This window comes from Lysinibacillus sp. NPDC093692, assembly GCF_050280125.1.
Taxonomy (GTDB): domain Bacteria; phylum Bacillota; class Bacilli; order Bacillales_A; family Planococcaceae; genus Lysinibacillus.
Genome location: NZ_JBNNUW010000012.1, coordinates 62,689 through 86,803, shown reverse-complemented (window position 1 = coordinate 86,803; position 24,115 = coordinate 62,689). Strand labels below are relative to the sequence as shown.

At 37.0% G+C, this 24,115-nt stretch carries 21 protein-coding genes and 1 other annotated feature; of the genes, 13 read left to right on the top strand and 8 right to left on the bottom strand.

Translation table 11 applies throughout. From position 1 onward, the window contains the following. Positions 1-130: 130 nt before the first annotated feature. The 7 genes from ACQKN4_RS14390 to ACQKN4_RS14360 all read left to right on the top strand — a co-directional run bounded on the left by ACQKN4_RS14390 (position 131) and on the right by ACQKN4_RS14360 (position 7,794). Positions 131-1,051, top strand: coding sequence for a copper amine oxidase N-terminal domain-containing protein (locus ACQKN4_RS14390; RefSeq protein WP_079563312.1), 921 nt, complete (start codon positions 131-133; stop codon positions 1,049-1,051). A gap of 200 nt (positions 1,052-1,251) precedes the next feature. Next, positions 1,252-2,286, top strand: a complete 1,035-nt coding sequence (locus ACQKN4_RS14385) for an LCP family protein (RefSeq protein ID WP_079563313.1) — start codon at positions 1,252-1,254, stop codon at positions 2,284-2,286. 150 nt (positions 2,287-2,436) lie between these two features. Beyond that, complete coding sequence (locus ACQKN4_RS14380) at positions 2,437-3,942, top strand: coproporphyrinogen III oxidase (RefSeq protein WP_079563314.1); 1,506 nt, start codon at positions 2,437-2,439, stop codon at positions 3,940-3,942. Between the two features lie 163 nt (positions 3,943-4,105). Further along, on the top strand, positions 4,106-5,257 hold the full coding sequence (locus ACQKN4_RS14375) for a glycerate kinase (RefSeq protein WP_427484005.1): 1,152 nt from the start codon (positions 4,106-4,108) through the stop codon (positions 5,255-5,257). Positions 5,258-5,341: 84 nt separating this feature from the next. Beyond that, entirely contained in the window at positions 5,342-6,529 is a 1,188-nt protein-coding gene (locus tag ACQKN4_RS14370; protein ID WP_427484004.1) for an MBL fold metallo-hydrolase, read from the top strand. Then, positions 6,516-6,764 carry a DUF3006 domain-containing protein gene (locus ACQKN4_RS14365; protein WP_079563317.1) on the top strand — a complete coding sequence of 83 codons (249 nt, stop codon included), beginning with the start codon at positions 6,516-6,518 and terminating at the stop codon, positions 6,762-6,764. The genes ACQKN4_RS14370 and ACQKN4_RS14365 overlap by 14 nt, the downstream gene beginning before the upstream one ends. Positions 6,765-7,005: 241 nt before the next feature. Further along, positions 7,006-7,794: an HAD family hydrolase gene (locus ACQKN4_RS14360; protein ID WP_427484003.1), complete on the top strand. Its 789-nt coding sequence runs from the start codon at positions 7,006-7,008 to the stop codon at positions 7,792-7,794. Positions 7,795-8,026: 232 nt separating this feature from the next. Here ACQKN4_RS14360 and ACQKN4_RS14355 read toward each other — a convergent pair whose 3' ends face one another. After that, positions 8,027-8,653 carry a hypothetical protein gene (locus tag ACQKN4_RS14355; protein WP_079563319.1) on the bottom strand — a complete coding sequence of 209 codons (627 nt, stop codon included), beginning with the start codon at positions 8,651-8,653 and terminating at the stop codon, positions 8,027-8,029. 456 nt (positions 8,654-9,109) lie between these two features. Then, complete coding sequence (gene serA, locus ACQKN4_RS14350) at positions 9,110-10,717, bottom strand: phosphoglycerate dehydrogenase (RefSeq protein WP_094075119.1); 1,608 nt, start codon at positions 10,715-10,717, stop codon at positions 9,110-9,112. Positions 10,718-10,875: 158 nt separating this feature from the next. Beyond that, positions 10,876-11,115: a binding site (T-box leader), on the bottom strand. Between the two features lie 375 nt (positions 11,116-11,490). Between serA and ACQKN4_RS14345 the strand changes: the two genes are divergently transcribed. Further along, positions 11,491-13,143: an FAD-binding dehydrogenase gene (locus ACQKN4_RS14345; protein WP_079563322.1), complete on the top strand. Its 1,653-nt coding sequence runs from the start codon at positions 11,491-11,493 to the stop codon at positions 13,141-13,143. A gap of 122 nt (positions 13,144-13,265) precedes the next feature. Here ACQKN4_RS14345 and ACQKN4_RS14340 read toward each other — a convergent pair whose 3' ends face one another. Beyond that, complete coding sequence (locus tag ACQKN4_RS14340; RefSeq protein ID WP_427484002.1) at positions 13,266-14,237, bottom strand: rhodanese-related sulfurtransferase; 972 nt, start codon at positions 14,235-14,237, stop codon at positions 13,266-13,268. A gap of 138 nt (positions 14,238-14,375) precedes the next feature. On the opposite strand from ACQKN4_RS14340, the gene ACQKN4_RS14335 reads away from it, so the two are divergent. Further along, positions 14,376-15,158 carry an enoyl-CoA hydratase gene (locus ACQKN4_RS14335; RefSeq protein WP_079563324.1) on the top strand — a complete coding sequence of 261 codons (783 nt, stop codon included), beginning with the start codon at positions 14,376-14,378 and terminating at the stop codon, positions 15,156-15,158. 160 nt (positions 15,159-15,318) lie between these two features. Here ACQKN4_RS14335 and ACQKN4_RS14330 read toward each other — a convergent pair whose 3' ends face one another. Continuing rightward, positions 15,319-15,504: a YhzD family protein gene (locus ACQKN4_RS14330; protein WP_079563325.1), complete on the bottom strand. Its 186-nt coding sequence runs from the start codon at positions 15,502-15,504 to the stop codon at positions 15,319-15,321. Between the two features lie 348 nt (positions 15,505-15,852). On the opposite strand from ACQKN4_RS14330, the gene ACQKN4_RS14325 reads away from it, so the two are divergent. From ACQKN4_RS14325 to yhaM, 3 genes are read left to right on the top strand one after another with little or no spacing between them, the layout of a single operon-like run. Further along, a complete protein-coding gene (locus ACQKN4_RS14325; protein WP_079563326.1) occupies positions 15,853-17,067 on the top strand; it encodes a metallophosphoesterase family protein in 1,215 nt (404 codons plus the stop codon). A gap of 5 nt (positions 17,068-17,072) precedes the next feature. Continuing rightward, the gene (locus tag ACQKN4_RS14320; protein ID WP_427484001.1) at positions 17,073-19,964 is read left to right on the top strand and encodes an AAA family ATPase; all 2,892 of its coding nucleotides are present in this window, start codon (positions 17,073-17,075) and stop codon (positions 19,962-19,964) included. Next, a complete protein-coding gene (gene yhaM / locus ACQKN4_RS14315) occupies positions 19,961-20,896 on the top strand; it encodes a 3'-5' exoribonuclease YhaM (RefSeq protein WP_079563328.1) in 936 nt (311 codons plus the stop codon). The genes ACQKN4_RS14320 and yhaM overlap by 4 nt, the downstream gene beginning before the upstream one ends. Positions 20,897-21,013: 117 nt before the next feature. Here yhaM and ACQKN4_RS14310 read toward each other — a convergent pair whose 3' ends face one another. Next, positions 21,014-21,985, bottom strand: coding sequence for a peptidylprolyl isomerase (locus tag ACQKN4_RS14310; protein WP_427483999.1), 972 nt, complete (start codon positions 21,983-21,985; stop codon positions 21,014-21,016). 143 nt (positions 21,986-22,128) lie between these two features. Between ACQKN4_RS14310 and ACQKN4_RS14305 the strand changes: the two genes are divergently transcribed. Then, entirely contained in the window at positions 22,129-22,242 is a 114-nt protein-coding gene (locus ACQKN4_RS14305; RefSeq protein ID WP_079563330.1) for a YjcZ family sporulation protein, read from the top strand. Between the two features lie 182 nt (positions 22,243-22,424). Here the strand turns inward: ACQKN4_RS14305 and ACQKN4_RS14300 are convergent, their stop codons facing one another. The 3 genes from ACQKN4_RS14300 to ACQKN4_RS14290 all read right to left on the bottom strand — a co-directional run bounded on the left by ACQKN4_RS14300 (position 22,425) and on the right by ACQKN4_RS14290 (position 23,962). Further along, positions 22,425-22,610, bottom strand: a complete 186-nt coding sequence (locus ACQKN4_RS14300) for a hypothetical protein (protein ID WP_079563331.1) — start codon at positions 22,608-22,610, stop codon at positions 22,425-22,427. A 70-nt stretch (positions 22,611-22,680) separates the two neighbouring features. Continuing rightward, on the bottom strand, positions 22,681-23,226 hold the full coding sequence (locus ACQKN4_RS14295; protein WP_079563332.1) for a DUF3267 domain-containing protein: 546 nt from the start codon (positions 23,224-23,226) through the stop codon (positions 22,681-22,683). A gap of 175 nt (positions 23,227-23,401) precedes the next feature. Further along, complete coding sequence (locus ACQKN4_RS14290; protein ID WP_079563333.1) at positions 23,402-23,962, bottom strand: HTH-type transcriptional regulator Hpr; 561 nt, start codon at positions 23,960-23,962, stop codon at positions 23,402-23,404. Positions 23,963-24,115: the final 153 nt, after the last annotated feature.

The window sequence follows — 24,115 nt, the reverse complement described above, 5'->3', positions numbered from 1 at the left end:
ATTCTTTATTGCTAATTATAATAGATATTGACTAAAAAAACGGTTATTATCATAAATTCTCCATTTTTAATGAAACTTTTACCATACTGAAACTACTACTACTATGAACCTAATAATAAGGAGAGATTTTATGAACATGAAAAAAATTGCACCCGTAGCAATGACAGCATTATTATTTGGAAGTGTAGTAATACCAGTCGCTTCAGCAAATGAAAATTCAACAGACGCACAACAACAAGTACCACAAATCCAAATTGATCCTGTACACATCTTCAACAATACCTATGGAACGGTTGAAAAAGTGAATTCAAGTGAAAATATTACATACTTCACAGTACAAGATGGTGATCAAACAAACATTTTAGAAATCACAAAGGATACACTTGTTTTCGATAATACAGGTAAAAAAGTGGAACTTAAAAAAGGAGATAAAATAGTAGCTTATACATTCGCAAACAAGCCACAAAAATTAATTTATCCACCACAATTCAATCCTGATGTTGTCATTGTTGAAACTGAGGAAGCTGGATTTGTTGAAGTTGATTACTTCTTTGAAAACTTAACGAATACTTATGAAATGTTGAAGTTAACCATTGGCGAAAATACAGAGCTTATCAATTCAAAGGGAGAGAAAGTTGCAGCGAAAGACTTAATAGAGAAAAATTTAGTAGTTTTCTATACAGCTTCAACAAAAAGTATCCCAGCTCAGACAACTCCTTCGAAAATAATTGTTCTTGATGACGAGTCTGAAAATCCAACAGAAAATACTGTAGAAGCGGAAATAGCACAAATTATCGCGACAGATTACTATGAAGTAGATGGAACAAAAATGGTTCCGTTGCGTTTGATTGCCGAAAAGCTTGGCTATAAAGTAGAGTCAACAAGTAAAGGCGCGATTGTATCAAAAGGTAATCTATCTTACACAATTACACTTGGAGAGAAAATGTTTGGTTATAACAAAGCATTACGCCCACTTAATACAGCACCTGCTTTTCTAGAAGCATATAAAACATATGTACCAGTTGAATTTGTAGAGGAATATTTAAAATAATTTAGAGACCCATATTAAGGTGCCTACCTTTGTATGGGTTTTTTGCGCCTTAAAAATGCTGAATTCATTCACTTTCTTAACTGTTATTTTAAATAAATATTTGATTATATTCCCAAAGATAATCATTGCAGGAAACTTGTGAGAGCATTTATCGTCTTAATCAATGAAGATGGTTACTTTAATGGAAGAGAGGATTTTGTGTGGAAAGAAAATTAAGGTCTAAAAAAGCGAAACCTAAAAATAAAATAGTAAAAATAACTTTAATAGTAATCGTAATTTTACTATTAACCGTAACTAGTTATGGAGCTTATGCGTTTGTTAAATTTAAAAATGCCTATGATAGTTCAAAGGTCGATTTAAAAAGAGATGGAAATAAATCAGAGCTAAGGGAAGAGGATGTTTCATTTAAAAAAGATCCTATCTCCATTTTTTTATTAGGTGTTGAAGATTACTCTAGTGAAGCGGAAAATGGTCGAGCAGACACTCAAATGGTCATTACCTTGGAGCCGGATACATCTGAAATTAGCTTAATTACAGTGCCTAGGGATGCAAGAGTTAACATAGAAAATGCAGGGGAATATACAGGTGTACATAAAATCAATGCCGCTTATAATTATGGATCGATTACAGACTATGGGGCAATTAAACTTCAATTAGAGACAGTTGAAAAATTCCTTAATATACCGATAGATAACTTTATTGCGGTAAACTTTGATGGCTTTAGAGATATTGTCGATGCTTTAGGTGGAGTAACAGTAGATGTAAAAGAGGATTTTTGGGAAGATAATATTTACGATAAAAAACGGATAGATTTTCATAAAGGAGAGTCGCATTTAAACGGGGAAGAGGCACTTGCATTTGTAAGAATGAGATACAGACCTATAAATGCTTCATACTCTCGTGAAGAAAGACAAAGACAATTTTTGACTGCAACAATTGATCAAGCAAAATCGACGAATACAATATTTAAAATTGGTCAAATTGCAGATATTTTAGGAAAAAACGTAGAAACAGATTTAGACCTTGAAGAGATTTACGCACTTCAAAAGCAATATTTGAATGCTAAAAACATATCTACGAAAACGATAGAAATAAAAGGCGAAGATCAGTATATCGACAAAGTATCTTATTTTATTCCTGATATGGAAAGCTTGGAGAAAGTAAGCATGGAATTAAGAAAAATTCTTAAACTAAAAGAAGAAAGTTTCAAAACAAACGCGGCTATTGAAAGATAAAAGATAAGAATCCATTTTGATAAATTTTTCAAAATGGATTTTTTGTATCAATAAACGGAATGTTCTGTTATTAAGTGTAGCTTTGCTTAACGTGATAAAAATTTGTTAAACTATTGGTGCTGTAATTTTTGAGAGAAAAGAGCGAAGACAATGAAAATTATTCACATAGATCAAAAATATCCTGAGGATTGGATTCGCGTATTAAATCATATTGCGAATTTATTTTTTGAGGATTCCAAGTTAAAAGTAGAAGCTGAAGGAACAGATATGACAGTGTCATTTGAATATAACATTGGTGATGATTTTTCCATTTCTACAAAAGCTGTGCTTGAGGTAGATGGTAAGCGTTATACGAATGATTACCGTATTCAATACGAATCTGGGGCTGAAGGACGTGAGCTAAATATTCGTATGAAGCGTGCTTTGTCACACGTATTTTTAGATGTGCTAGAGCAACATACGGGCATGCAACAACAGTGGGGAATTTTAACGGGCGTACGTCCGACTAAGTTGTACCATAAATTTCGAATGGCCGGAAAAAGAGATGAAGAAATTGCTGATATCCTAATTCGTGATTTCCGTTTGTCAGAGGAAAAGGTAGCGCTACTAAAAGAAATAGTTGAACGTCAGTTAGTAACGATTCCTGATATAGATGAAATCGGTAAAGAAATAAGTATTTATATAGGCATTCCTTTTTGCCCGACTAAATGTGCTTATTGTACTTTCCCAGCGTATGCGATTGGCAGCAATCGCAAGCAAGGGCGAGTTGCAACATTTTTAGATGGATTGCATATCGAATTACGTGAAATGGGTAAATGGCTGAAGGACAATAATATGAAAATAACGTCCATTTATTGGGGTGGTGGTACACCGACATCAATCGAGGCAGATGAAATGGATGCATTGTATCAGACGATGTATGACTCCTTCCCAAATCCTGATACAATCCGTGAAGTAACTGTTGAAGCGGGCAGACCTGATACGATTACGCCTGAAAAACTAGAAGTGTTAAAAAAATGGGGCATTGACCGAATAAGTGTTAATCCACAATCTTACACAGATGAGACCCTTAAAGCAATTGGTCGCCATCATACGGTACAAGAAACAATTGATAAGTTCTGGTTAGCGCGTGAATCAGGCATGAATAATATTAATATGGATTTAATTATTGGTTTACCGAATGAAGGGATTGAAGAGTTCCAAAATTCATTAGATGAATCTGCAAAAATGCAGCCAGAATCGCTAACAGTACACACATTATCATTTAAACGTGCATCAGAAATGACACGTAATAAGAATAAGTACAAGGTAGCAGACCGTGATACTGTTGCAGAAATGATGCATATGGCGCAAGTATGGACGAAGGAAAATGAATATGTACCGTACTATTTATATCGTCAAAAAAATATTTTAGGTAATTTAGAAAATGTCGGCTACAGTAAAGCTGGAGAAGAAAGTATCTATAATATTGTCATCATGGAAGAAGTACAGACTATTCTAGGGATTGGCTGTGGAGCCTCCTCTAAATTTGTTCATCCTGAGACAGGAAAGATTACACAGTTCCATAATCCAAAAGATCCTGCTGCCTACATCATGACGTTTGAAGAGGCGATCGGTAAAAAAATTGAGTTTTTAGATGAATTATATAAGGCATAAACAAGATGGCAGTCTGATGTTTTTCAGGTTGCCTTTTTTTATTCCGATAAATCCACGAAACATCCCGATAAAGCTAAAAAGTATTCCGATAAAAGCTCAGGAATGTTCTTAGTCTGAATTATAATGATGATAAGCGTCTAACTAAAATGAGTGGAGGTATAACATGAAAGTCGTTATTAGTCCAGATTCCTATAAGGGAACTTTGTCGGCCATCGAGGTAGCTAGTGCCATGCAGGCAGGAGTATTGGATGTTGATCAATCGATTGAAACAGTCATTTTACCAGTTGCAGACGGTGGAGAAGGTACACTAGAAGCACTTGTTACTTCAACAGAAGGTCAATATTTTTCGCACCGTGTGCTTAATCCATTGGGAAGAGAAATTGAAGCGAGATACGGTGTGCTTGGTGATAATGTAACATGTGTTATTGAAATGGCTCAGGCATCCGGCATTATGCTATTGCAGGATGAAGAAAAAAATCCCGAGCTTGCATCGACGTATGGGACGGGGCAGCTAATCAAGGCGGCTCTTGATAAAGGGTTTAGAAAATTTATTGTCGGAATCGGCGGTAGTGCGACAAATGATGCTGGTATAGGCATGTTAAAGGCACTTGGATTGCAACTGAAAAAAGAAGATGGCACCTTAATTGCTGATGGAGTATCGGCACTATTAGATTTATCCTCAATTGATGACAGTCAGCTAGATTCTCGATTAGCTGAAGCAAAATTTATTATTGCCTGTGATGTTGATAATCCACTGATTGGAGAGCGAGGGGCAACAGCTATTTTTGGGCCTCAAAAAGGTGTTAAAGAGCATCAAATTGCTTATTTTGATAGCTGCTTAAAGCAGTTTGCGGACATTGTTGAAAAGCATGTTGGTATTCGATTACACGATTACAAAGGGGCAGGCGCTGCAGGTGGAATGGGAGGCGCGTTAATCGCCTTTTTAAACGGCAGTTTTCATGCAGGTATTGAGATTGTGATGAATGCAGTACAGTTAAAAAAGCATTTAGAAGGTGCCGAGTTTGTAATGACAGGTGAAGGAAAATCAGATCGCCAAACATTACATGGGAAAGCGCCATTAGGTGTGGCAAAGGCTGCAACATTAGCGAGTGTACACGCTGTGTTATTGTCGGGGGCAATAGATGAAAATGATAAACCTGCATTACTTGAACATTTCACTGTAGTTGAATCATTAGTAGATGAGGCTATTAGTGTTTCGCAGGCAATGCAAGAGCCTTATTATTTTATTCGCATGAAAACTAAGAAAATGGTTGAGCATTATATACAAAATGGGTATAACTTTGATCCGTTGTAAGTTGATCTTGCGACTCAGCGAACGCCCCCAGCCCATCGGTAGCTCTCTTTTTTGTATAATAGAAAAGTAGAAAGGAAGTTAGAAATGAAAAAATTAATAGTAATGCTCCTTTGTATTTTTTTATTAGCAGGCTGTACGGAGGCGTCAAATACGAAGAAGGTATCCGTCACTGCGGGACATGAAATGCGCGTACATTTTATTGATGTAGGGCAAGGAGATTCGATTTTTATTGAATCGCCAAACGGCAAAACAATGCTTGTTGATGGAGGCGTTAAAGGAGCCGGTCAAAAGGTTGTTTCGTATTTGAAGGAACTCGGTGTGAACAAGCTTGATATAGTGGTCGCAACCCATCCTGATGCAGACCATATTGGTGGTTTAATTCCTGTGTTGAATTCGATAGATATTGGACAATTTTATGATTCAGGGAAGGTACATACATCTCAAACTTTTGAAGAGATGCTGACACTTATTGATACGAAGAATATTCCTTATAATGTTCCGAAAACCGGCGATCGTATTACGTTTGATGATGATATAAATGTGAAGGTGTTAAACGCCAATGAAAATGCAACAGATAATAATGATGCTTCTATTGTTTTAAAACTTGCATATGGCAATGTATCATTTTTATTAACAGCTGACGCGGGGGTAGCGTTAGAAAAAGAGATGATGCAGGACGATGTGAAAGCAACGATCTTAAAGGCAGGTCATCATGGATCTAACACGAGTAGCTCTGCGGAGTTCATTCAGAAAGTACATCCTGAAGTGGCAATTTTAAGCTATGGAGAGGGCAATAAGTATGGTCATCCTCATGCTGAAGTAGTTGAGCGATTACAAGCAATTGGCAGTGAAATTTACGCAACTGCAGAAGCGGGAACTGTTATCGTATCAACAGATGGGGTAAACTATGAGGTGAATTCGAAAGAATGGTCTGGAACCATCGCCTCATCACCAACAGCACCACCAACTACGAGTGCAACTGTTGAAATTGTTAATAAAGATTTAATAGAAGAAATTGTAGGCATTAAAAATAACGGTAATGAAGCAGTGTCCTTAAAAGATTGGCAGCTTATATCAATTGAAGGGCATCAAGTTTTTAACTTTCCCAATGTGACATTGCAACCAGGGAAAACGATGTATGTCACTAGTGGCTCAAATGCACGAGAAGGTCAAAACTATTTAAAATGGACAAAGAAACAGATTTGGCTGAATGATGGGGATGCTGCACAATTACGTAATGCGAAAGGGGATATTGTTAGTGAGCTCGACTAAATACACCTTAGACCGTATTGAAGATGGATATGCAGTTTTTTTGAAGTACCCAGAAGAAGAGGAGCAGCTAATCATTTTACAGTCTACTATGAATAAACCAGTGCAAGTAGGCGCTCGTGTGCTAATTGAAGAAATAGACGGCATCTACCAGATTGGAATTTTAAAAGAAGAAACGGAGCAGAAAAAGGCTGATATACAAAGCTTAATGGATAGATTGCGTAGAAAAAATCAATAGTAGAAGAGGCTAGGATTAGGCTCATCACTTAAAGTTAGGGATGGCATTTGTAAAAGCGTATGTCATGATTTTCATTGCAATTGGGACGACCCCAGGTGGAATGGACATCACCCCTACGTTATGGTGATGAGCCTAAATTTTTGCTGTTCAAATCGAAGCATGAAAAACTAAAAACGCTATGCTAAATATTTTGAATATATGCTAAAATAATTATACTAATAGGAAGCTAGGAGCTGACACAATGTCAATTAACACAATTATTTTTGATTTAGATGATACGCTATTATGGGATAAAAAATCCGTTAAAACAGCATTTGAAAAAACATGTGAATACGCAGCAACACTACATAATGTGAATCCGGCTGAGCTTGAGGACGCTGTGCGTAAAGAAGCACGTGCACTTTACGAAGGCTATGAAACATATGATTACACGGTGTTAATCGGCATTAACCCATTTGAAGGACTTTGGGGAACATTCGATGATCCAACAGAATCTTTCCAGAAAATGAAAAACATCGTACCAGGCTATCGTACAGAAGCATGGACAAAAGGCTTATTGGCTCTTGGCATGGATGATACACAACTAGGGGCGGAGCTAGGGGAGCGCTTTGTGGCAGAGCGTAAAGTGTCTCCATTCTTATATGAAGATACTTTTGATGTGCTAGATAAGCTGAAAGGAAAGTATCAACTCGTATTACTGACAAATGGAGCACCAAGTTTACAAAATTTAAAGCTTGAAATAACACCAGAAATCGCCCCATATTTTGACCATATCATTATCTCTGGGGACTTTGGCAAAGGGAAACCAGATGCCTCTATTTTCGAACATGTAATGGAGAAGGTAAGTATTACAGCAGACGATGCGATCATGGTTGGAGATAATTTAAATACTGATATTTTAGGCTCATCCCGTGTTGGTATGCGCAACGTTTGGATTAATCGTGAAAACAATGCGCCAAATGGCGTTGTTACACCAACATATGAAGTTGATTCTTTAACTGCATTATTAGAACTTGTAAATAAGCTATAAGCTAAAATGTACTGATTTGGGTGTATTCATAAACAAGGGTTGATTTTCACTCCGAGTTGACGCTTTCTGCAGTGCTTTTAGCGCAAGCTCATCCCGCAGAACTCTCCAAGCAAATAGAAAAAGCGTATTTTGAAAAAAGATTGATCAAAATACGCTTTTTCTATATACACTTGAATAAGTGAGTAATATCTCAAAATTCCTACTGAATGTCAACTTCTTATCTCTTACTTAATTATTCACATAAAAACAAACATGATTTCTCAAATCTGTTAACATCACTTGATACGAAATACCAGTGATCATCTATTTTTTTGTAATCACTATAATAATCAAACTCTTTAGCAGTCGGAAATTTACCTGTGGATGAAAAAATAAATCCTTCCTGTAAACCCTGCATATCCATAAAGGGGGGTTCAGCTGATTGGAAATAGACAAAAAAATGATCTTTCGAATGCATACCTACTCTGATCGTCTCAGATTTAACCGCATCAATATATTGCGGGGGAGTGTAATACGAGTAAAAACCTTTAGCTCCGTATCTATTTGCTTCTTTTTTTATTTCCCCATTGACTAACATACTAATGATTTCATCTCTATCATCTTTATAAAAATAAAAATTCACTTCTGTTCTAATCAATGGTGGCACTACAAGTACTATGAGTAGTGTTATTAATTGAATAATAATTGGAACCCATTTTTTTTGGAATGAATAAATGAGTGAATAAATAAAGATGACTGTAAATGACCCATATGTTATTAATGCTAACTTAGAAGATTCATTCCCGATAAGCTTAAATACTGTATAAAACAATAATAAAATACTACTTCCTATTGCAAAGTAGATTATATTTTTTTTCATAATTGCTACTCTCCTAAAACGATATAAAACTTTTAAAAGCAACCAATGGTTTCAAAATCATTGCTTCGAAATATTTTTTTATTTTAACATATCCGATTTTCCCTAACAATTCGCACAGATAAACCCCATGTTGTTGTTGCTGTCGCTTCGCTTTCGCACAGTCAAAACCATGTTGCTGTCGCTTCGCTTTCGCACAGTCAAAACCATGTTGCTGTCGCTTCGCTTTCGCTGCCCGCCGTATGTCCCCAGGAAAGCACTCAGTCGGAACGGACATCAACCTAACGTTATTGTGATGTACCAAAAAAATAAGAAGAGGCTGGGACATAAGTATGTTTTTACGACAAATTTAAAAAATTCCACATCGGAAAAGCGTGAGAAATCAACGTTTCTAAAATTGATTTCTCACGCTTTTTAAGGTTTTGACCAGTTATGTCCCGGCCTCTATCAATTAATCTATTATAGGTTAATCGCTCTTACTTCATCAATATTTTCAAGCTGTGCAACGAATGTTAGATCTTCTTCTGATACAGCATTATCGACTGTTAACATCATGACAGCTGTTCCACCAACTTGTGCACGACCAACTTGCATTGTTGCGATGTTCACATCTTTTTCTGCTAGCTTCGTTGCTACGCGGCCGATTGCACCTGGTTTGTCTGTGTTTTTAATGTAAAGAAGGTGACCTTGTGGAATAACGTCAACAACATAGTCTTCTACTTTAACAATACGTGCACCTAAACCATTTAATAATGTACCAGCAACTGTATGTGTTTCGTTAACTGTTTTAATTTCAATCGTAATTAAGCTAGTGAAGCCTTTAGCAGTTGTTGTTTTATGCTCATTTATTTTCATGCCGATACGTTCAGATAGGTAACGGGCATTTACGTCATTAACATGATTACCGTGATTTTTAGATAATAAGCCTTTTAACGCGTTTGATGTTAATGGACGAACATCATAATTTGCAACTTCACCAGCATAAGATAAGTTGATTTCTTTCACAGGCTCAGTTGTTAGTTGAGATAAGAATGAACCAAGTTTTTCAGCTAATTCAAAGAAAGGCTCCACTTGTGCAAGCAACTCTTTTGGAATAGATGGCATGTTCACTGGGTTAGTTACAGTACCTGTTTTATAGAATTTAATGATGTCGTTTGAAACGTCAACCGCTACTGATTCTTGTGCTTCAATTGTAGATGCACCTAAGTGAGGTGTTGCAATTACTTCTGGTAAAGTAAGTAGCTTGTGATCTGTTGCTGGCTCAGTTACGAATACGTCAAGAGCAGCACCAGCTACTTTACCTTCAACGATTGCATCATATAAATCATCCTCATTGATAATACCGCCACGTGCACAGTTAATGATACGCACGCCATTTTTCATCATAGCGAATTTTTCTTTGTTAATTAGGTTGCGTGTCTCAGGAAGAAGTGGTGTGTGTACTGTAATGAAATCTGCAGCTGCACAAATTTCTTCAACTGTTGATTTTGTTACCCCTAATTCTTTAGCACGTTCATCTGTTAGGAATGGATCGTATGCCATAACGTTCATGCGTTGACCTTTTGCACGATATGCAACTTCAACACCGATACGACCGAAGCCTACAACACCTAAAGTTTTATTTTTAAGCTCAACCCCAACATAAGATTTACGATCCCATTTACCATTTTTAAGTGTATTGAATGCTTGTGGGATGTGACGAGCAAGTGAAGTCATCATGGCAATAGTGTGCTCAGCAGCAGAGTTAGTGTTACCGTCTGGTGCATTTACAACGATAATCCCATGTTCAGTTGCAGCAGTTAGATCGATGTTGTCTACACCTACTCCAGCACGTCCGATAAGTTTTAAGTTTTTAGCCGCTTCAATTACTTCACGTGTTACCGTTGTTTGAGAACGTACTAGTAAAACATCTACATCTGCAATTTTTGCGATTAATTCTTCTGGTGCAAGACCAGTATCAACAATGATATTTAAGTCTAGGTCTTGTTCTTGTCGTAGTGGGAAAATACCATCTTCACTTAGTGGGTCAGCGATAAATACGTTAATTGCCTTTGTTGCAGTAGTCATTTGTAATTAGCTCCTTTTAATTAAAAAATGTTAGTGTTCTTTATAGACAAAACAGTCTGAATTTTACGGAGATAGTACATCTTATACTATACAAATCTCCTTTGTAGAAATGAACAATAAAAAAGCCCTCCGCGCCTTACAAACACAAATATTGTGTTGTAAGGGGCGAAAGGCATAATAAACATTGGTTCGCGGTACCACCCTTAATCACTGCTTAAAAAATTTCTAGCAGTCTTAGCTATATGCGTAACGTGCATGTGACGGATAAGCTTACTTTGGAGATGTTCGGCTTATCTATTCAGGAGTGGAACTATTATCGTAGAAATCACTGATTTACACCAACCATCAGCTCTCTTTGGATTTTCTAGCGACTAGCGTGTCTCCGTCGTTATATTTTCGTGTGATTTAATTGTTAACATCATAATCCTTATTGTTCACCTTTGTCAACATTATTTCTGAAAAAGATTAAAATTCATGACTCCAGATGTCTGAAATACAACCAAATACGAACGTTTATTCATTGAACATAATTAATTGTTCGTGTTTCAAGAGAGGGCAATGAAAGCGCTACCGATATATGTTAAGTCAGATTACATGCACGTTTAACAAATATTTGAGGTCGAAAATTATACGATGGAAACTTTCTTTGTTTAGTGGAGGAAAGCGAACATTTTTTTCTTGTCACAATTTTGTCAAAATTACGATGTGTAGAAGGTAAACCGTCAATTAGAGAAGAATGTAAGTAAGGAAGATTGATTTTTAGGGGGTGTAGAATGATGTATGATGTAGCAATTGTCGGTGCAGGATTGGCAGGGTTAGTAGCTGCCTGTGAGTTAGCGGATGCAAAGAAAAAAATTCTATTAGTAGATCAAGAACCTGAAAATTCAATGGGGGGACAGGCATTTTGGTCCTTTGGGGGTATTTTTTTAGTGAATTCACCCGAGCAAAGAAGGCTTGGTATTAAAGATAGTAAAGAGCTTGCGTGGCAGGATTGGCAAGGAACGGCTGGCTTCGATCGCTTGGAGGATGAAGATTCGTGGGCATACAAATGGGCTAGAGCTTATGTAGATTTTGCAGCTGGTGAAAAATATAGCTGGTTAAAGTCTATGGGAATTAAGTTTTTTCCAGTCGTCGGTTGGGCAGAACGAGGGGGATCCTTAGCAGGCGGCCACGGTAATTCAGTACCTAGATTCCATATCGTTTGGGGAACCGGACCAGGTATTGTAAAGCCTTTTGTTGAAAAAGTGAAAAAGGCCATAAAGAATGGTTTTATAGATTTTAAACCAAGACATCGTGTAGATGAATTTATGCAACAAGATGGAAGGATAACGGGGATTAGTGGAACAGTTTTGGCGCAAAGCTATGCAAACCGTGGTGAAAAAAGCTCTAGATTGGGCATAGGTGAATTTTCTTATGAAGCTGGAGCGGTTATTGTGGCCAGCGGTGGAATAGGTGCAAATTTTGATTTAGTTAGAAAAAGTTGGCCAACACGACTTGGAACACCACCGAAAAATATGGTCTGTGGTGTACCTGCTTATGTAGACGGTAGAATGTTAGAAATTACGGAGCATGCCGGTGGACGTATCGTTAATCGAGACCGCATGTGGCATTATACAGAAGGCTTGAAAAATTGGGACCCTATTTGGCCCAATCACGGTATTCGAATTTTGCCGGGCCCTTCATCATTATGGTTTGATGCAGAGGGCAATCGATTTAAAGCACCTAATTTTCCTGGTTTTGATACGTTAAGTACATTAGAAGCCATTCAAAAAACTGGCTATGATTACTCATGGTTTATTTTAACGGAAAAAATTATTGAAAAAGAATTTGCCTTATCGGGCTCTGAGCAAAATCCTGATTTAACAAATAAAAGTATTATGGATGTTCTGAAACGTGTTTTGCCAGGGCCACCTGCTCCCATTCAAGCATTTAAAAATTATGGTGAAGATTTTGTTATTGCTAATGATTTAAAGGAATTAGTTGATGGAATGAACAAATTGGCTGGCAATGACCTTCTCGATTTTATCAAAATAAAAGAGCAAATTTTAGCAAGGGATCGTGAAATGGACAATAAATTTTCAAAGGACTTACAGGTTAATGCTATTCATGGCGCAAGAAACTATGTAGGTGATAAATTTGTGCGCGTTGCGAAGCCCCATAAAATATTAGATCCTAACAATTGGCCACTTATTGCGGTTCGCTTAAATATTTTAACGCGTAAAACATTAGGGGGCTTACAGACGAATTTGAATGGTGCTGTGTTAGGTGCGGATGGTCAGCCTGTACCAGGTTTATTTGCAGCTGGAGAAGTTAGTGGTTTTGGTGGCGGCGGTGTACATGGGTACCGTGCATTAGAGGGGACGTTTGTTGGAGGTTGTTTATTTAGTGGTCGTCAGGTAGGGCGTTACTTAGCAAAAGGAGAATGAAGGAAATTTAAGTGTGGAAAATCGCTCGGGTATGTCGATTAAGTTTATTCCTTTACAGACAATGAATAAATCCTCAAAAATATGAAAGAGCATCACCACAAAATGGATGATGCTCTTTTTTCTTATAAAGAAGAATTTTGAACTTGAGCGATTTTAGCGATTTGTTCCTCAATTTGCTCTTTTGTCCAACCATTCTCTTCAACGAAGAAGTTACGTTTTGCGCGGCGGCATCCGTCTGAACAGCTACGCATATAAAAGGCCTCATGCTTTTCCTCGCAAAGCATTAATTTATGGCATTCAGGATTTGCACAGTTTGTATAACGTTCTGTCGGTTCACCAGTAAAGAAATCCTTACCGACAATCACATGCTCAACCTGATTAATGGGTACACTGCGACGACGATCAAAGACGAACATTTGCCCATCCCATAGTTGGCCTTTTACTTCAGGATCTTTAGCATACGTGGCAATACCACCATGTAATTGGCCAACACTTTCTCCATAGCCTTCACGTTTTAACCAGCCAGAGAATTTTTCGCAGCGGATACCACCTGTGCAGTAAGTTAAAACTTTCTTGTCAGCAAAATCTTCTTTGTGGGCCTCCATCCAAGCTGGTAAGTCACGGAAGTTTTCTATATCTGGACGAATAGCGCCACGGAAATGTCCAAGGTCATATTCATAATCATTGCGTGCATCAATAACTACCGTATTATCTTCCTGCATACGTTCCATAAATTCCTTTGGTGATAAATAATCGCCTGTTATTTCTAAAGGATTAATATCGTCTTCTAAACCAAGGTGCACAATTTCTCGACGTGGGCGAACATGCATTTTTTTAAAGGTATCCTCTTCAGCTTCATCAATTTTCCACATAATGTCGCTAAAACGAGGATCTGCCTTCATATGATTCATGTAAGCATCAGTTTGCTCGACTGTACCTGAAACGGTTCCGTTAATGCCTTCATAGCCAACTAAAATACGACCAAGAAGCCCGATATCTTTACAAAGTGCTAAATGTTCCTCTGCGAATGCCACAGGGTCTTCAATAGCTATATATTTATAATAAAGTAATACACGATAGTCTTTCTGTGTCACAATTATTAACCACCTTTAAATCAATATTCGTCATTAAATATAGCATAACAAGTGCAATTTTGCGTAGGATAGAAGGAGTTTTCTAAAAAAACACGAATAGTACATAGTGAATGACTATTCATATTTGGGGGTGTTGGGATGGAATTTTCAACGATTACATTAGAGAAATTAGAACGCCGTGCAACATTAACATTAAATCGTCCACATGCCATGAATGCTATGGACGACGTGATGATGCGCGAACTAGCAGAATGCTTTGAGGCACTACAGCAAGAACAAGAAATACAAATTCTCGTTATTCGCGGAGAAGGAAAAGTCTTTTCAGCAGGTGGCGATATTAAAGCGATGCTAGATCCAGATAAGCCACTTAATATTAATGAGGCAATGGTTTACTTAACACGTATTGTCAAAGCATATTACCAGCTACCGATGATTGTCATTGCAGCGGTTCATGGAGCATCAGCTGGATTAGGCTTTAGTCTAGCGCTAGGGGCAGACATAGTGGTGGCATGTGAAAATAGTAAGCTTGCTATGAACTTCATCGGCATAGGGCTGATCCCTGATGGTGGTGGCCATTTCTTTATGAAGGAACGTGTGGGTACAGTCAAAGCTAAACAAATGATTTGGGAAGGAAAGGTGCTAACTGCATCGGAAGCACATGATGAAGGGTTAATTGACTACGTTGCACCAGATGGGACTGTTTTTGCGATTACTGACCAACTAGTAGGAAAAATGCTTGCTTCTCCAATTGCATCGATGATTACGACTAAAAAAATTCTACATGCTCAAAATTTACCGCAACTAGAGAGTATTTTATCTATGGAAGCAGCGGGGCAAGAAGCGATGCGTAAAACGACGGATCATTTAGAGGGAATTCATGCATTTGTAGAGAAAAGAGCACCTGCTTTTGTAGGAAAATAGATTTAACTTCTTTCATTGGGTGTCCAAACACCCGCCACGTCCTGTGGCAATAACTGAGTGACCAACATCATGTTGCTACCGCTACGATTTTGCGCAAAAAACATCTGTTGGCCTAAAAGGCGCGTAGTAAATTGTACTACGTGCCTTTTACTAGCCATTTTTAGACATGAAATAAGATTAATTTACCCGAAGAGTTAACAAGACGATGAGTTTTGTTGGCAACACCTTTTTCTTCGATCTGCTGTAAACCGCTGATTTTTGCAGCCTCATCGTTTTCGAATGTCCAAGTTTCATCAAATAATGTTTCCCCAGTTTTTTCAAAAGCCGTAAAGCGATAATTCTCCATACAAACCCCACCCTTTACTTAAATATATATCTATTATACATAGAAGATTTATAAACTTCACGGTAAAACTAGCGAATATTTCGATAAATTATGAAAGTTGTGGAAAGTTTAAGGCAATACTATTAATGAATATTTGTTGAATACATTTCTCATCTAGTGGGAATTATGATAAAATAGAACAAATATTCGGTTCTGGCGTGATTCACGAATGTCTCATTATAAAAATGAGGTACGTAAAAATTGATAAATTATAAAATCGGCGATTCCGATGTACTCAATAATTTACTGCGTTGCGAGTGAAAAAGAATGAAGTTAAGGTATAGATTATTTAATACTTGAGGTGGTTGGATGTCAGCAATTCGTTTTTTCCATATGGCGGATTTACATTTAGATAGTCCATTTAAGGGCTTATTTGGTTTACCCGAGCAAAATTTCAAAAAGATTCGAACAAGTACTTTCGAAGCTTTTGATAAAATTATTCAAAAGGCTATTCAGGAGAAACCTGATTTCTTACTGATTGTCGGTGATATATATGATGGTGAAAATCGAAGTTTACAAGCACAAAGACGATTTCAAGAGGCTATGGAAAAACTCTTTCAGCATAATATCCCTGTCATTTTAAGTTATGGGAATCATGATCACTTAAATGGTGCTTGGACGCGTTTTGCTTTACCGAGCAATGTCTATGAGTTACCAGCTGAAACTAGTGTTGTGCAATTAAACATACGTGGTCAACAAGTCAATATTTATGGCTTCAGCTATAGTGACCGTCATATAACGAAATCAATGATTGATAGTTATCCTGTTGCACAGGACCAGCATGTTATTCATATTGGTATGCTTCACGGTAGTGAGGCTAGCGATACTTCACATGCTGTTTACGCTCCTTTCACAAAAGATCAACTGCTTGAAAAAAACTATCATTACTGGGCTTTAGGACATATTCATAAACGACAATTTTTACATCAAAATCCACCGATTGTTTATCCAGGCAATATTCAAAGCCGACATCGGAAAGAGCAAGGGATAAAGGGTTTCTATGACGTAACTTTGTCACAATCCTCTACAGATTTGGAATTTGTACCGACATCTGCTGTTGTTTATAACACGGTAGAGGTTGATTGTGCGAATGTGTTTCATGCAAATGAACTACTTAAAAAATGTGAAGAAGTTTTGATGCTTAATCGTCAAGAGTTTGGGGCGTCTGTTGTTGAACTTCATTTGAAAAATATAGATGAACAATCACAATCTTTATTTGAACATGCTACAGTTGACGCATGGCTAGAAACTATTCGAGAAGCCGAGGATGGAATTGAACCGATGTGCTGGGTGCAAAAGCTCGTGTTACATCAAGCGTCCATATTGTATGAACATACTGCTGCGACTGAATCCGTGATGAATTTAATGGAGGAATGGGATATTTCTGAATGGAAGGATATTTTAAAGGAACTATACCAACATGCTGGCGGTGCAAGGCTGATTGAACCTTTAACAGAGCAAGACATTAAAAATTTAATGCACGACGCACAAGAATTATTAGCAGAAGAAATTCAAAGGGCGTGAATAACATGCTAACGATACAAAAAATCCAAATTTATGGCTTTGGAAAGCATGAAAATATCACCATTACTTTACGCGAAGGGGTTACCATTTTTTATGGTATGAATGAAGCGGGGAAAACGACCATTCAACAGTTTATTTTACAAATGCTTTTTGGATTTCCTACGAGGCAACAGGCACAACGTAAATATGAGCCGAAAGCATCGACTAAATTCGGTGGTCAGCTGACGATTTGGCATCCAACGTATGGGCAATGCACGATCGAACGTATGAAAGGAAAGGCAGCTGGAGATGTTACGGTCTATTTAGAAGACGGAACAATGGGGCATGAGGAGCTTTTAGCAAAGCTATTATATGGTTATTCAAAAGCCTCCTTTGAGTCTATTTTCTCCTTTTCATTACACGAGCTACAGGGCATTGAAAAAATGTCAGAGGAGGAGCTAACACATTTGTTACTTGCCTCTGGAACAACTGGGATACAACAACTATCAACTCTAGAAAAGAAATTGGACAAAGATGCTAGTGAGCTTTTTAAAAAAGCAGGCAAAGTGCCACTCATTAATCAAAAATTGGAGCATTTAAAAAAGCTAGAACGTACGATTAAACAAGAGCAAGGTAATATTCAGACCTTTGAGGATAAATTATTACAATTACAGCAGCTCGATTTAAGGCTAGAGGGCTTATATAGTCAACAAAAAACAGAGCAGCAAAATTGGGAGCAACTCACAATTTTGAGGCAGGCTATGCCACTTCTAAAGCAGCAAAAGTCTTTCGAACAGACGCAAAAAAGCTATGAACATGTGCAGTTTCCTCCAGAAGGGATCCGACGCTATGAGCAATTAAAGGATCGACTTATGCATGAAACACTGCAAATGGAGCAGCTGAAGGATCAGTATCAGGGACTGCAACGTAAGCTACAATTAACAGTGGACGAGCAAGTTATTACTGAGATGTCTCGTCTTGTGAACAAGGAAGCAACATGGAATCAGTTAGTTGTAAAGGAACAGAACTTAATGGATGAGCTGTATTTAATCGAGCAAGAAATAGAAGCTCAGTTCCGTTTATTAGGTGTTCAGGAAAAAACAGCGCAAGATATTTTGCTTGAAGAAACCGTATCATTACAGCAAGAGGAACAATTTCAACAACAGTTAAGCCTATTGGAAGAAGCAGAAGAAGAGCTGAAATTTCATTTGCGTTCGTTAGAGCAACTACATGCAGAATTAGATACAATTGCTCAACTGCAACAACAGCTTCACCAGGAGTCATTAATTACGGAGGAAGAACATATTTTAGCACAGTGGCCACAGCGTAAGCGAAAGCTTGAACAATTGCGTTATGGAAGGTCACAACGCTCGAAACAACAACAACCAAGTATTTTTATATTTATTGTATTAGCTATAAGTATACTGTCGTGTATCTATGGTGTTATGGAAAAAAATATGGCTGTTATTGTTGTAGGAGCGGTTATGTCACTCATCATTATTTTATATTTAAAATTTGCTAGACAAGCTCATGAAGCGCCGAGTAAACAACAGAGTCAGCAAATGCGTGAGTTAGAGCAGGAGGAAAATATTGCTCAGACTATCCTGCTAAAAAAACAAAAATTTGAGGATCGATTGTTGCATGCAAATGAGCAACAGCAAGAAAAAGAACGTCAATATGTGAAACTTGAATATAAAATTCAACGGGCTGAGCATGTAAGTGAAGAGGCTACTCAGTTGCTCCACCATTTTTTAGGGCGCTATCGGTTAGAGGGAAATATACCGAAAACATTATTACCAGAACTGTTTATGCGCATTCGTGGTGCTCAAGAGTTGGCAGCAAAAAAGAAGAGTACATTTACGCTTTTACAAACGATACAAGCGGAGAAAAACGAGTTACTAGAACAGATACAGCGAGTCTTAAAGACAGAATATAGTGAGCAAGAAATCTTTATGCATTTACGTACTACATTTCTTACTTTACAGCAGGAGCAACAAATATCCCAACAAGCAAAAGAGCAGTTGACTAGTCTGCAGACTAAAATGCAAGGAGTGCAATCACATATAGACAGCTATGAGTCTGAAATTACTCAGTTATTTAATGCTGCGAATGTACAAACAGAGAAGGGCTATTATGAAACACATGAACAATTTGAGCAACAACAACAAATAAAAACAGAACTTCAAGCCATTCAGAGTCAGCTAGCCTCGCTAAATGTAGACAACAAGCAGTCACTGCTAGAAGAGGAACAGCTAAATGAAAAACTGCTTACTTTAGAAGAAGAACGAGGAACAATGCAGGTAGCGATCGATCATTGCTTAGAACAACGTGCGACACTGCAAATCCAAAAGGAGAATCTTCTAAATGACGAGAAATATGGCCAGTTGCTTCAACAGTTTGAAGAAGAGAAATCAGTGTTGCAACAGCTGATAGGACAATGGGCTTCAAAAAAAGCATTGGCTACTGCGATCCATGAAACATTGTTCAGCCTAAGAGAAGAAAAACTACCTCATGTTTTGACAGAAGTTAATGCAATATTTAATACGTTTACAGGTGGGCGTTACGATAAGCTTTTAATAAACGATGAAGGCTATTTTGTTGCACAGGATGTTTCTGGATTACGTTATCAAATGGCAGAATTATCACAGGCTACAAAGGAGCAAGCTTATATTTCGTTGCGTATGGCACTAGCAAAAACGCTAACAACCTCTGCTCCATTTCCATTTATTATGGACGATCCTTTTGTCCATTTTGATCGAAACCGTACAGACAAAATGGTACAATTAATGAAAGAAGTAGGATATGAACGTCAAATTTTATATTTTACTTGCCATGACGCGATGCTCGAGCATTGGCAGAAAGACCAAATTGTCGATGTAGGAGCACTAGCAAATGAAAGGGGAGTGGCGTCAACATGAAGGGTATTACGACGCTCCAGGTTGGAGAAACAGTCGATCAATTTTTATTAATTAAACAGGCGACAAAAGGGGTTACCACAGTCGGAAAGCCATTTATGTCACTGTTATTACAAGATAAAAGTGGAGATATTGAAGCAAAGCTATGGGATACAAATGAAGATCATGAAAAAATGTATCACGCTGAAGCAATTGTCCGTGTAGGTGGAGAAATTCATGACTATCGTGGCAAAAATCAATTACGTATCAAGGCAATCCGTGTTGCAAAACCAGAGGAGGGAATTGCTATTAATGATTTAGTTCCTTCCTCGGCAACTCCAAAAGAAGAACTATATGAAGAATTGACGCAATTTTTCTTTGATATTAAAAATCCGAATATATCACGAATTACACGTACAGCTATTAAAAAACATCAGGATGCTATTTTAGTCTATCCAGCTGCTACGAAAAATCATCATGATTATGCATCTGGTCTATTAGATCATATGGTGTCCATGTTGAGACTAGGAAAAGCAATTGCTGATTTATATCCTACGTTAAATCGAGATTTGTTATATGCAGGGATTATTCTACATGATATTGGTAAAGTAGTTGAATTATCAGGACCTGTTGCAACAATGTATACGGTTGAAGGGAATTTACTTGGTCATATTACTATTATGGTCAATGAAATAGCCAAGATTGCTAGTGAACTAGAAATCGAGGGCGAGGAAGTCATGCTATTGCAACATATGGTACTATCTCACCACGGTAAAGAAGAATGGGGTAGCCCTAAAAAACCGATGATTCAAGAAGCGGAAATCTTACATTATATTGATAATATTGATGCGAAGATGAACATGCTAACAAGAGCATTAGGCAAAACAGCGCCAGGCGAATTTACGGAAAGACTATTTCCACTTGATAATCGATCGTTTTATAAACCGACTATATAGTAAATTCAAAGGTTGGGGATTACATTTTTCTTCATTTAGCAGACATTTTTGTATAAAAAGGGTTACGCCTGTATCGGCGTAACCCTTTTTCATATAGTAAAGTAACAACTAGTAAGATTATTTTTCAGAATCTTTTTCTTTGTCGTCTTTACTTTCTTTTTGAGCTTTTTCTTCAGCTTTTTTAGCTGCTTCTTCAGCAGCTTTAGCTTGCTCCTCACTTGTTGTTGTAAGAGCTTCAATAGCAGGTTCTAATTCTTTATCAGATGTTTTTACATCAGCATCTTTTGCCATTTTTGCAACGATATCTTTAAGAATTTGTTGATCTTCACCTGTTTGCTTTAATTTAGCTAGCATTTGTGTACGGATGTTTTTCTCTTCGTCTTTGAATGAACCAACACCTTTTACATCACGCTTTTCCGTAACTTCAATAATGTGGAAACCAAAGCTTGATTGAACTGGTTCACTTAATGTTTTTAAAGGAAGGGCATAAGCCGCGTCATTAAATTCATCTACCATTGCACCAACAGAGAACCAACCTAGCTCTCCGCCATTTTGAGCAGAGGTAGTATCAGTTGAGTATTCTTTTGCTACATCCGCAAAAGAAGCGCCACCTTTAATTTTAGCAATGACTTCTTTAGCTGTCTTCTCATCTGCTACTAAAATATGGCGAGCATTTAACTCAGTTTTCATTTGCTCATAATGTTTTTTTACATCTGCTTCTTTAAACGCTTTTTCTTGTAAAGCCTTTTCTGAAAGAAGTTCAATACGTAAAGCATCTTTATAGCCTTCCTCAGTTAAGCCACTTGCAGCCAGTGCATCGGCGAAGCTATCACCGAATTGTGAAGCAGTTGCGTCATAGGCCTCTTTGATTTCTTTATCTGATACTTTGTATTTATCAGATAATACTTTTTCAGTCATCATTTGTTGAATTATATGAGATCCTGCTAAAGTTTTTGATGTTTTGTTAAAGTCAGCAACTGTAATGTCACCTACTTTTGAAGTTGCGATTGTTTTGTTGTCGTCTCCGCTACAAGCACCAAGTGCTAATACTGAAGCAGCTAATGTTAAAGATAAAACTGTCTTTTTCATAGTGGATATTCTCTCCTTATATGGTTTCGTCCCATTTTTTACTATAACATAAACGATTTAAAAACAAAATGGTTCCCCTTGAGTATAGCCTATATTTCATATTTGCAAGCGCATAGGATATAGAAAAGAAAGGGGGTGAAGTTATGGGCAGCGGAGGATACGGTGGTGGCGGCGGCTACGGCTCAGGCTCAGGCTTTGCTTTATTAGTTGTGTTATTTATTTTATTAATTATTGTTGGTGCAGCGTTCCTATACTAATTAATAAAAATAACGAAAAGCTAAGGGTTTAATTTCCTTAGCTTTTTTTAACAATGTAAAGGCATTCGCGCAGTCCACTTGAAGTCACGTTCCATTAAATATAATTGATCAGATCGCGCGGTCACATAAGGCGTTCGATTTACCTCTGAACGTTGACTGGCGCGGATCACTTTTCTTTTTAACTATACTGCATATAAAACTTCAATATAAAATGAGACAAGTAAAATTGTAATAAGTATATTTATAGTTCGGAATACTTTTGGTTGGTTTTCTTCGGGAATTTCACGTCGCATGCACAGCGCATAAGTCATGCGGTTTATTTGAAATAAATAGAATACCGAGAATAGAACTACAATCATTAACAGCAAGTCTATTCCTCCCCTCTTTCAATAGTAATAGCATAACAAAAAACGTTAATAAAACACAAGTACAAGCAATTTAGTGAATAGTAGGTGGCACTAAAATTTCATAGCCTTTAGGCGTCTCCTCAATCTGGGAGTCTTTAGGTGAATTTAATAAATATTTTACATATAGAATATCTATTACACATAGACTACAGTGGTAAGCTAAAAGTAATGTACCATAATGAGTATACGCAGGGAATAGTAGTGTACCCAATAAAATGCTTGTATTTAGTACTATAAATGGTGAAAGTAAAGCTAAAATATATCGGTTTTTCGATAAAGGTTCACGGATACGCATGTGAAGAACAGGAATAACATAAAATTGGGTACGCACACGCAATTTTAATTGCTGACGTAAATCATATAATGCTAGAAAGTGTAAGCATTTATGAATTGGGTAAATTGCAAATATAGCAATAACAAAAAGCCAAAACAAACGATCTGTATAGTGCTCATCATTAAATAAATTAAATGTCACATAGGAAAGCGAAAAGACAGTAAAAAAAACAAGTACAGACATGATCATAATACGCGTTGTTCCGTAATGATGTTCCAGATTTAATATTTTCCAACAATGCATGATTATCAACTCCGTAATATGAATGGTCTATTTAATTTAAATTGATTTATATTAGAATGCAAGAAAAAGGAGGTATCTCAGAAATATTTCTGAAATACCTCTTTAATTATAAGCTTTTACGGCCATTAGGTTTAGATTACGAACAACTAACGCTAAAAGCCTAGTAGTTTCACTTTTATCCTTTTACAGTTGAACGTTCTTCGATCGTGTCAAAGGATTCACGGAAGTGCTGGAAAGAACGCTCAAAAATGTCGATGAAGTCCTCTCCATATATATTGCGAATAACAGCCATAACATCTAAAAATTCTGGGAAACGACCGTATAAGTCTTTTAAAGCTAATGAACCTTCTAACACAGAATGATAAGTATTATGATAATTGCTATTCATTTCAACAATAAGTTCTGTACCTGCTTCTGTTAACTCAACATACGTATTACGCTTGTCGTCATCACGCTTTGAAAACTTAAGGAATCCACGCTCTTCTAATTTTTTTGAAAAATTAAATGCAGTGGAAACGTGCATTACTCCAAATTTCGCCACATCAGAAATTGAAGCCCCTTTTAAATGATACGAAATCCATAAAATATGATGTTCATTAATATTTAAATCGTAGGGTTTAATCCATTGCTGCCAATCTTTTTCAACTGCTTTCCATAAGGCTTTTGATATTTGCGCAATTCTTTGACTATAAAGCATCGCTTCTTTTTGAGTGTACAATTCCTCTGACAAAGCCATCACCTACTGCTTTCTTTAACATTTTAAAAATATTATAGCAATAAAGGAAAAAAGTTTAAAGTTAGAAAAATTAAAAAATTGAAAAGTGGTTAAAAAATAACATTTTACCAATAGAAATTAATAAAAATATATAATCTTATTTAATCGGAAAGG

What these genes read in the sequence shown, in the direction of transcription:
- ACQKN4_RS14390 (WP_079563312.1), top strand. Translation starts at nt 131, where the DNA reads ATGAACATGAAAAAAATTGCACCCGTAGCAATGACAGCATTATTATTT.
- ACQKN4_RS14380 (WP_079563314.1), top strand. Translation starts at nt 2,437, where the DNA reads ATGAAAATTATTCACATAGATCAAAAATATCCTGAGGATTGGATTCGC.
- ACQKN4_RS14375 (WP_427484005.1), top strand. Translation starts at nt 4,106, where the DNA reads ATGAAAGTCGTTATTAGTCCAGATTCCTATAAGGGAACTTTGTCGGCC.
- ACQKN4_RS14370 (WP_427484004.1), top strand. Translation starts at nt 5,342, where the DNA reads ATGAAAAAATTAATAGTAATGCTCCTTTGTATTTTTTTATTAGCAGGC.
- ACQKN4_RS14360 (WP_427484003.1), top strand. Translation starts at nt 7,006, where the DNA reads ATGTCAATTAACACAATTATTTTTGATTTAGATGATACGCTATTATGG.
- ACQKN4_RS14355 (WP_079563319.1), bottom strand. Translation starts at nt 8,653, where the DNA reads ATGAAAAAAAATATAATCTACTTTGCAATAGGAAGTAGTATTTTATTA.
- serA (WP_094075119.1), bottom strand. Translation starts at nt 10,717, where the DNA reads ATGACTACTGCAACAAAGGCAATTAACGTATTTATCGCTGACCCACTA.
- ACQKN4_RS14345 (WP_079563322.1), top strand. Translation starts at nt 11,491, where the DNA reads ATGATGTATGATGTAGCAATTGTCGGTGCAGGATTGGCAGGGTTAGTA.
- ACQKN4_RS14335 (WP_079563324.1), top strand. Translation starts at nt 14,376, where the DNA reads ATGGAATTTTCAACGATTACATTAGAGAAATTAGAACGCCGTGCAACA.
- ACQKN4_RS14330 (WP_079563325.1), bottom strand. Translation starts at nt 15,504, where the DNA reads ATGGAGAATTATCGCTTTACGGCTTTTGAAAAAACTGGGGAAACATTA.
- ACQKN4_RS14325 (WP_079563326.1), top strand. Translation starts at nt 15,853, where the DNA reads ATGTCAGCAATTCGTTTTTTCCATATGGCGGATTTACATTTAGATAGT.
- ACQKN4_RS14320 (WP_427484001.1), top strand. Translation starts at nt 17,073, where the DNA reads ATGCTAACGATACAAAAAATCCAAATTTATGGCTTTGGAAAGCATGAA.
- yhaM (WP_079563328.1), top strand. Translation starts at nt 19,961, where the DNA reads ATGAAGGGTATTACGACGCTCCAGGTTGGAGAAACAGTCGATCAATTT.
- ACQKN4_RS14310 (WP_427483999.1), bottom strand. Translation starts at nt 21,985, where the DNA reads ATGAAAAAGACAGTTTTATCTTTAACATTAGCTGCTTCAGTATTAGCA.
- ACQKN4_RS14305 (WP_079563330.1), top strand. Translation starts at nt 22,129, where the DNA reads ATGGGCAGCGGAGGATACGGTGGTGGCGGCGGCTACGGCTCAGGCTCA.
- ACQKN4_RS14295 (WP_079563332.1), bottom strand. Translation starts at nt 23,226, where the DNA reads ATGCATTGTTGGAAAATATTAAATCTGGAACATCATTACGGAACAACG.
- ACQKN4_RS14290 (WP_079563333.1), bottom strand. Translation starts at nt 23,962, where the DNA reads ATGGCTTTGTCAGAGGAATTGTACACTCAAAAAGAAGCGATGCTTTAT.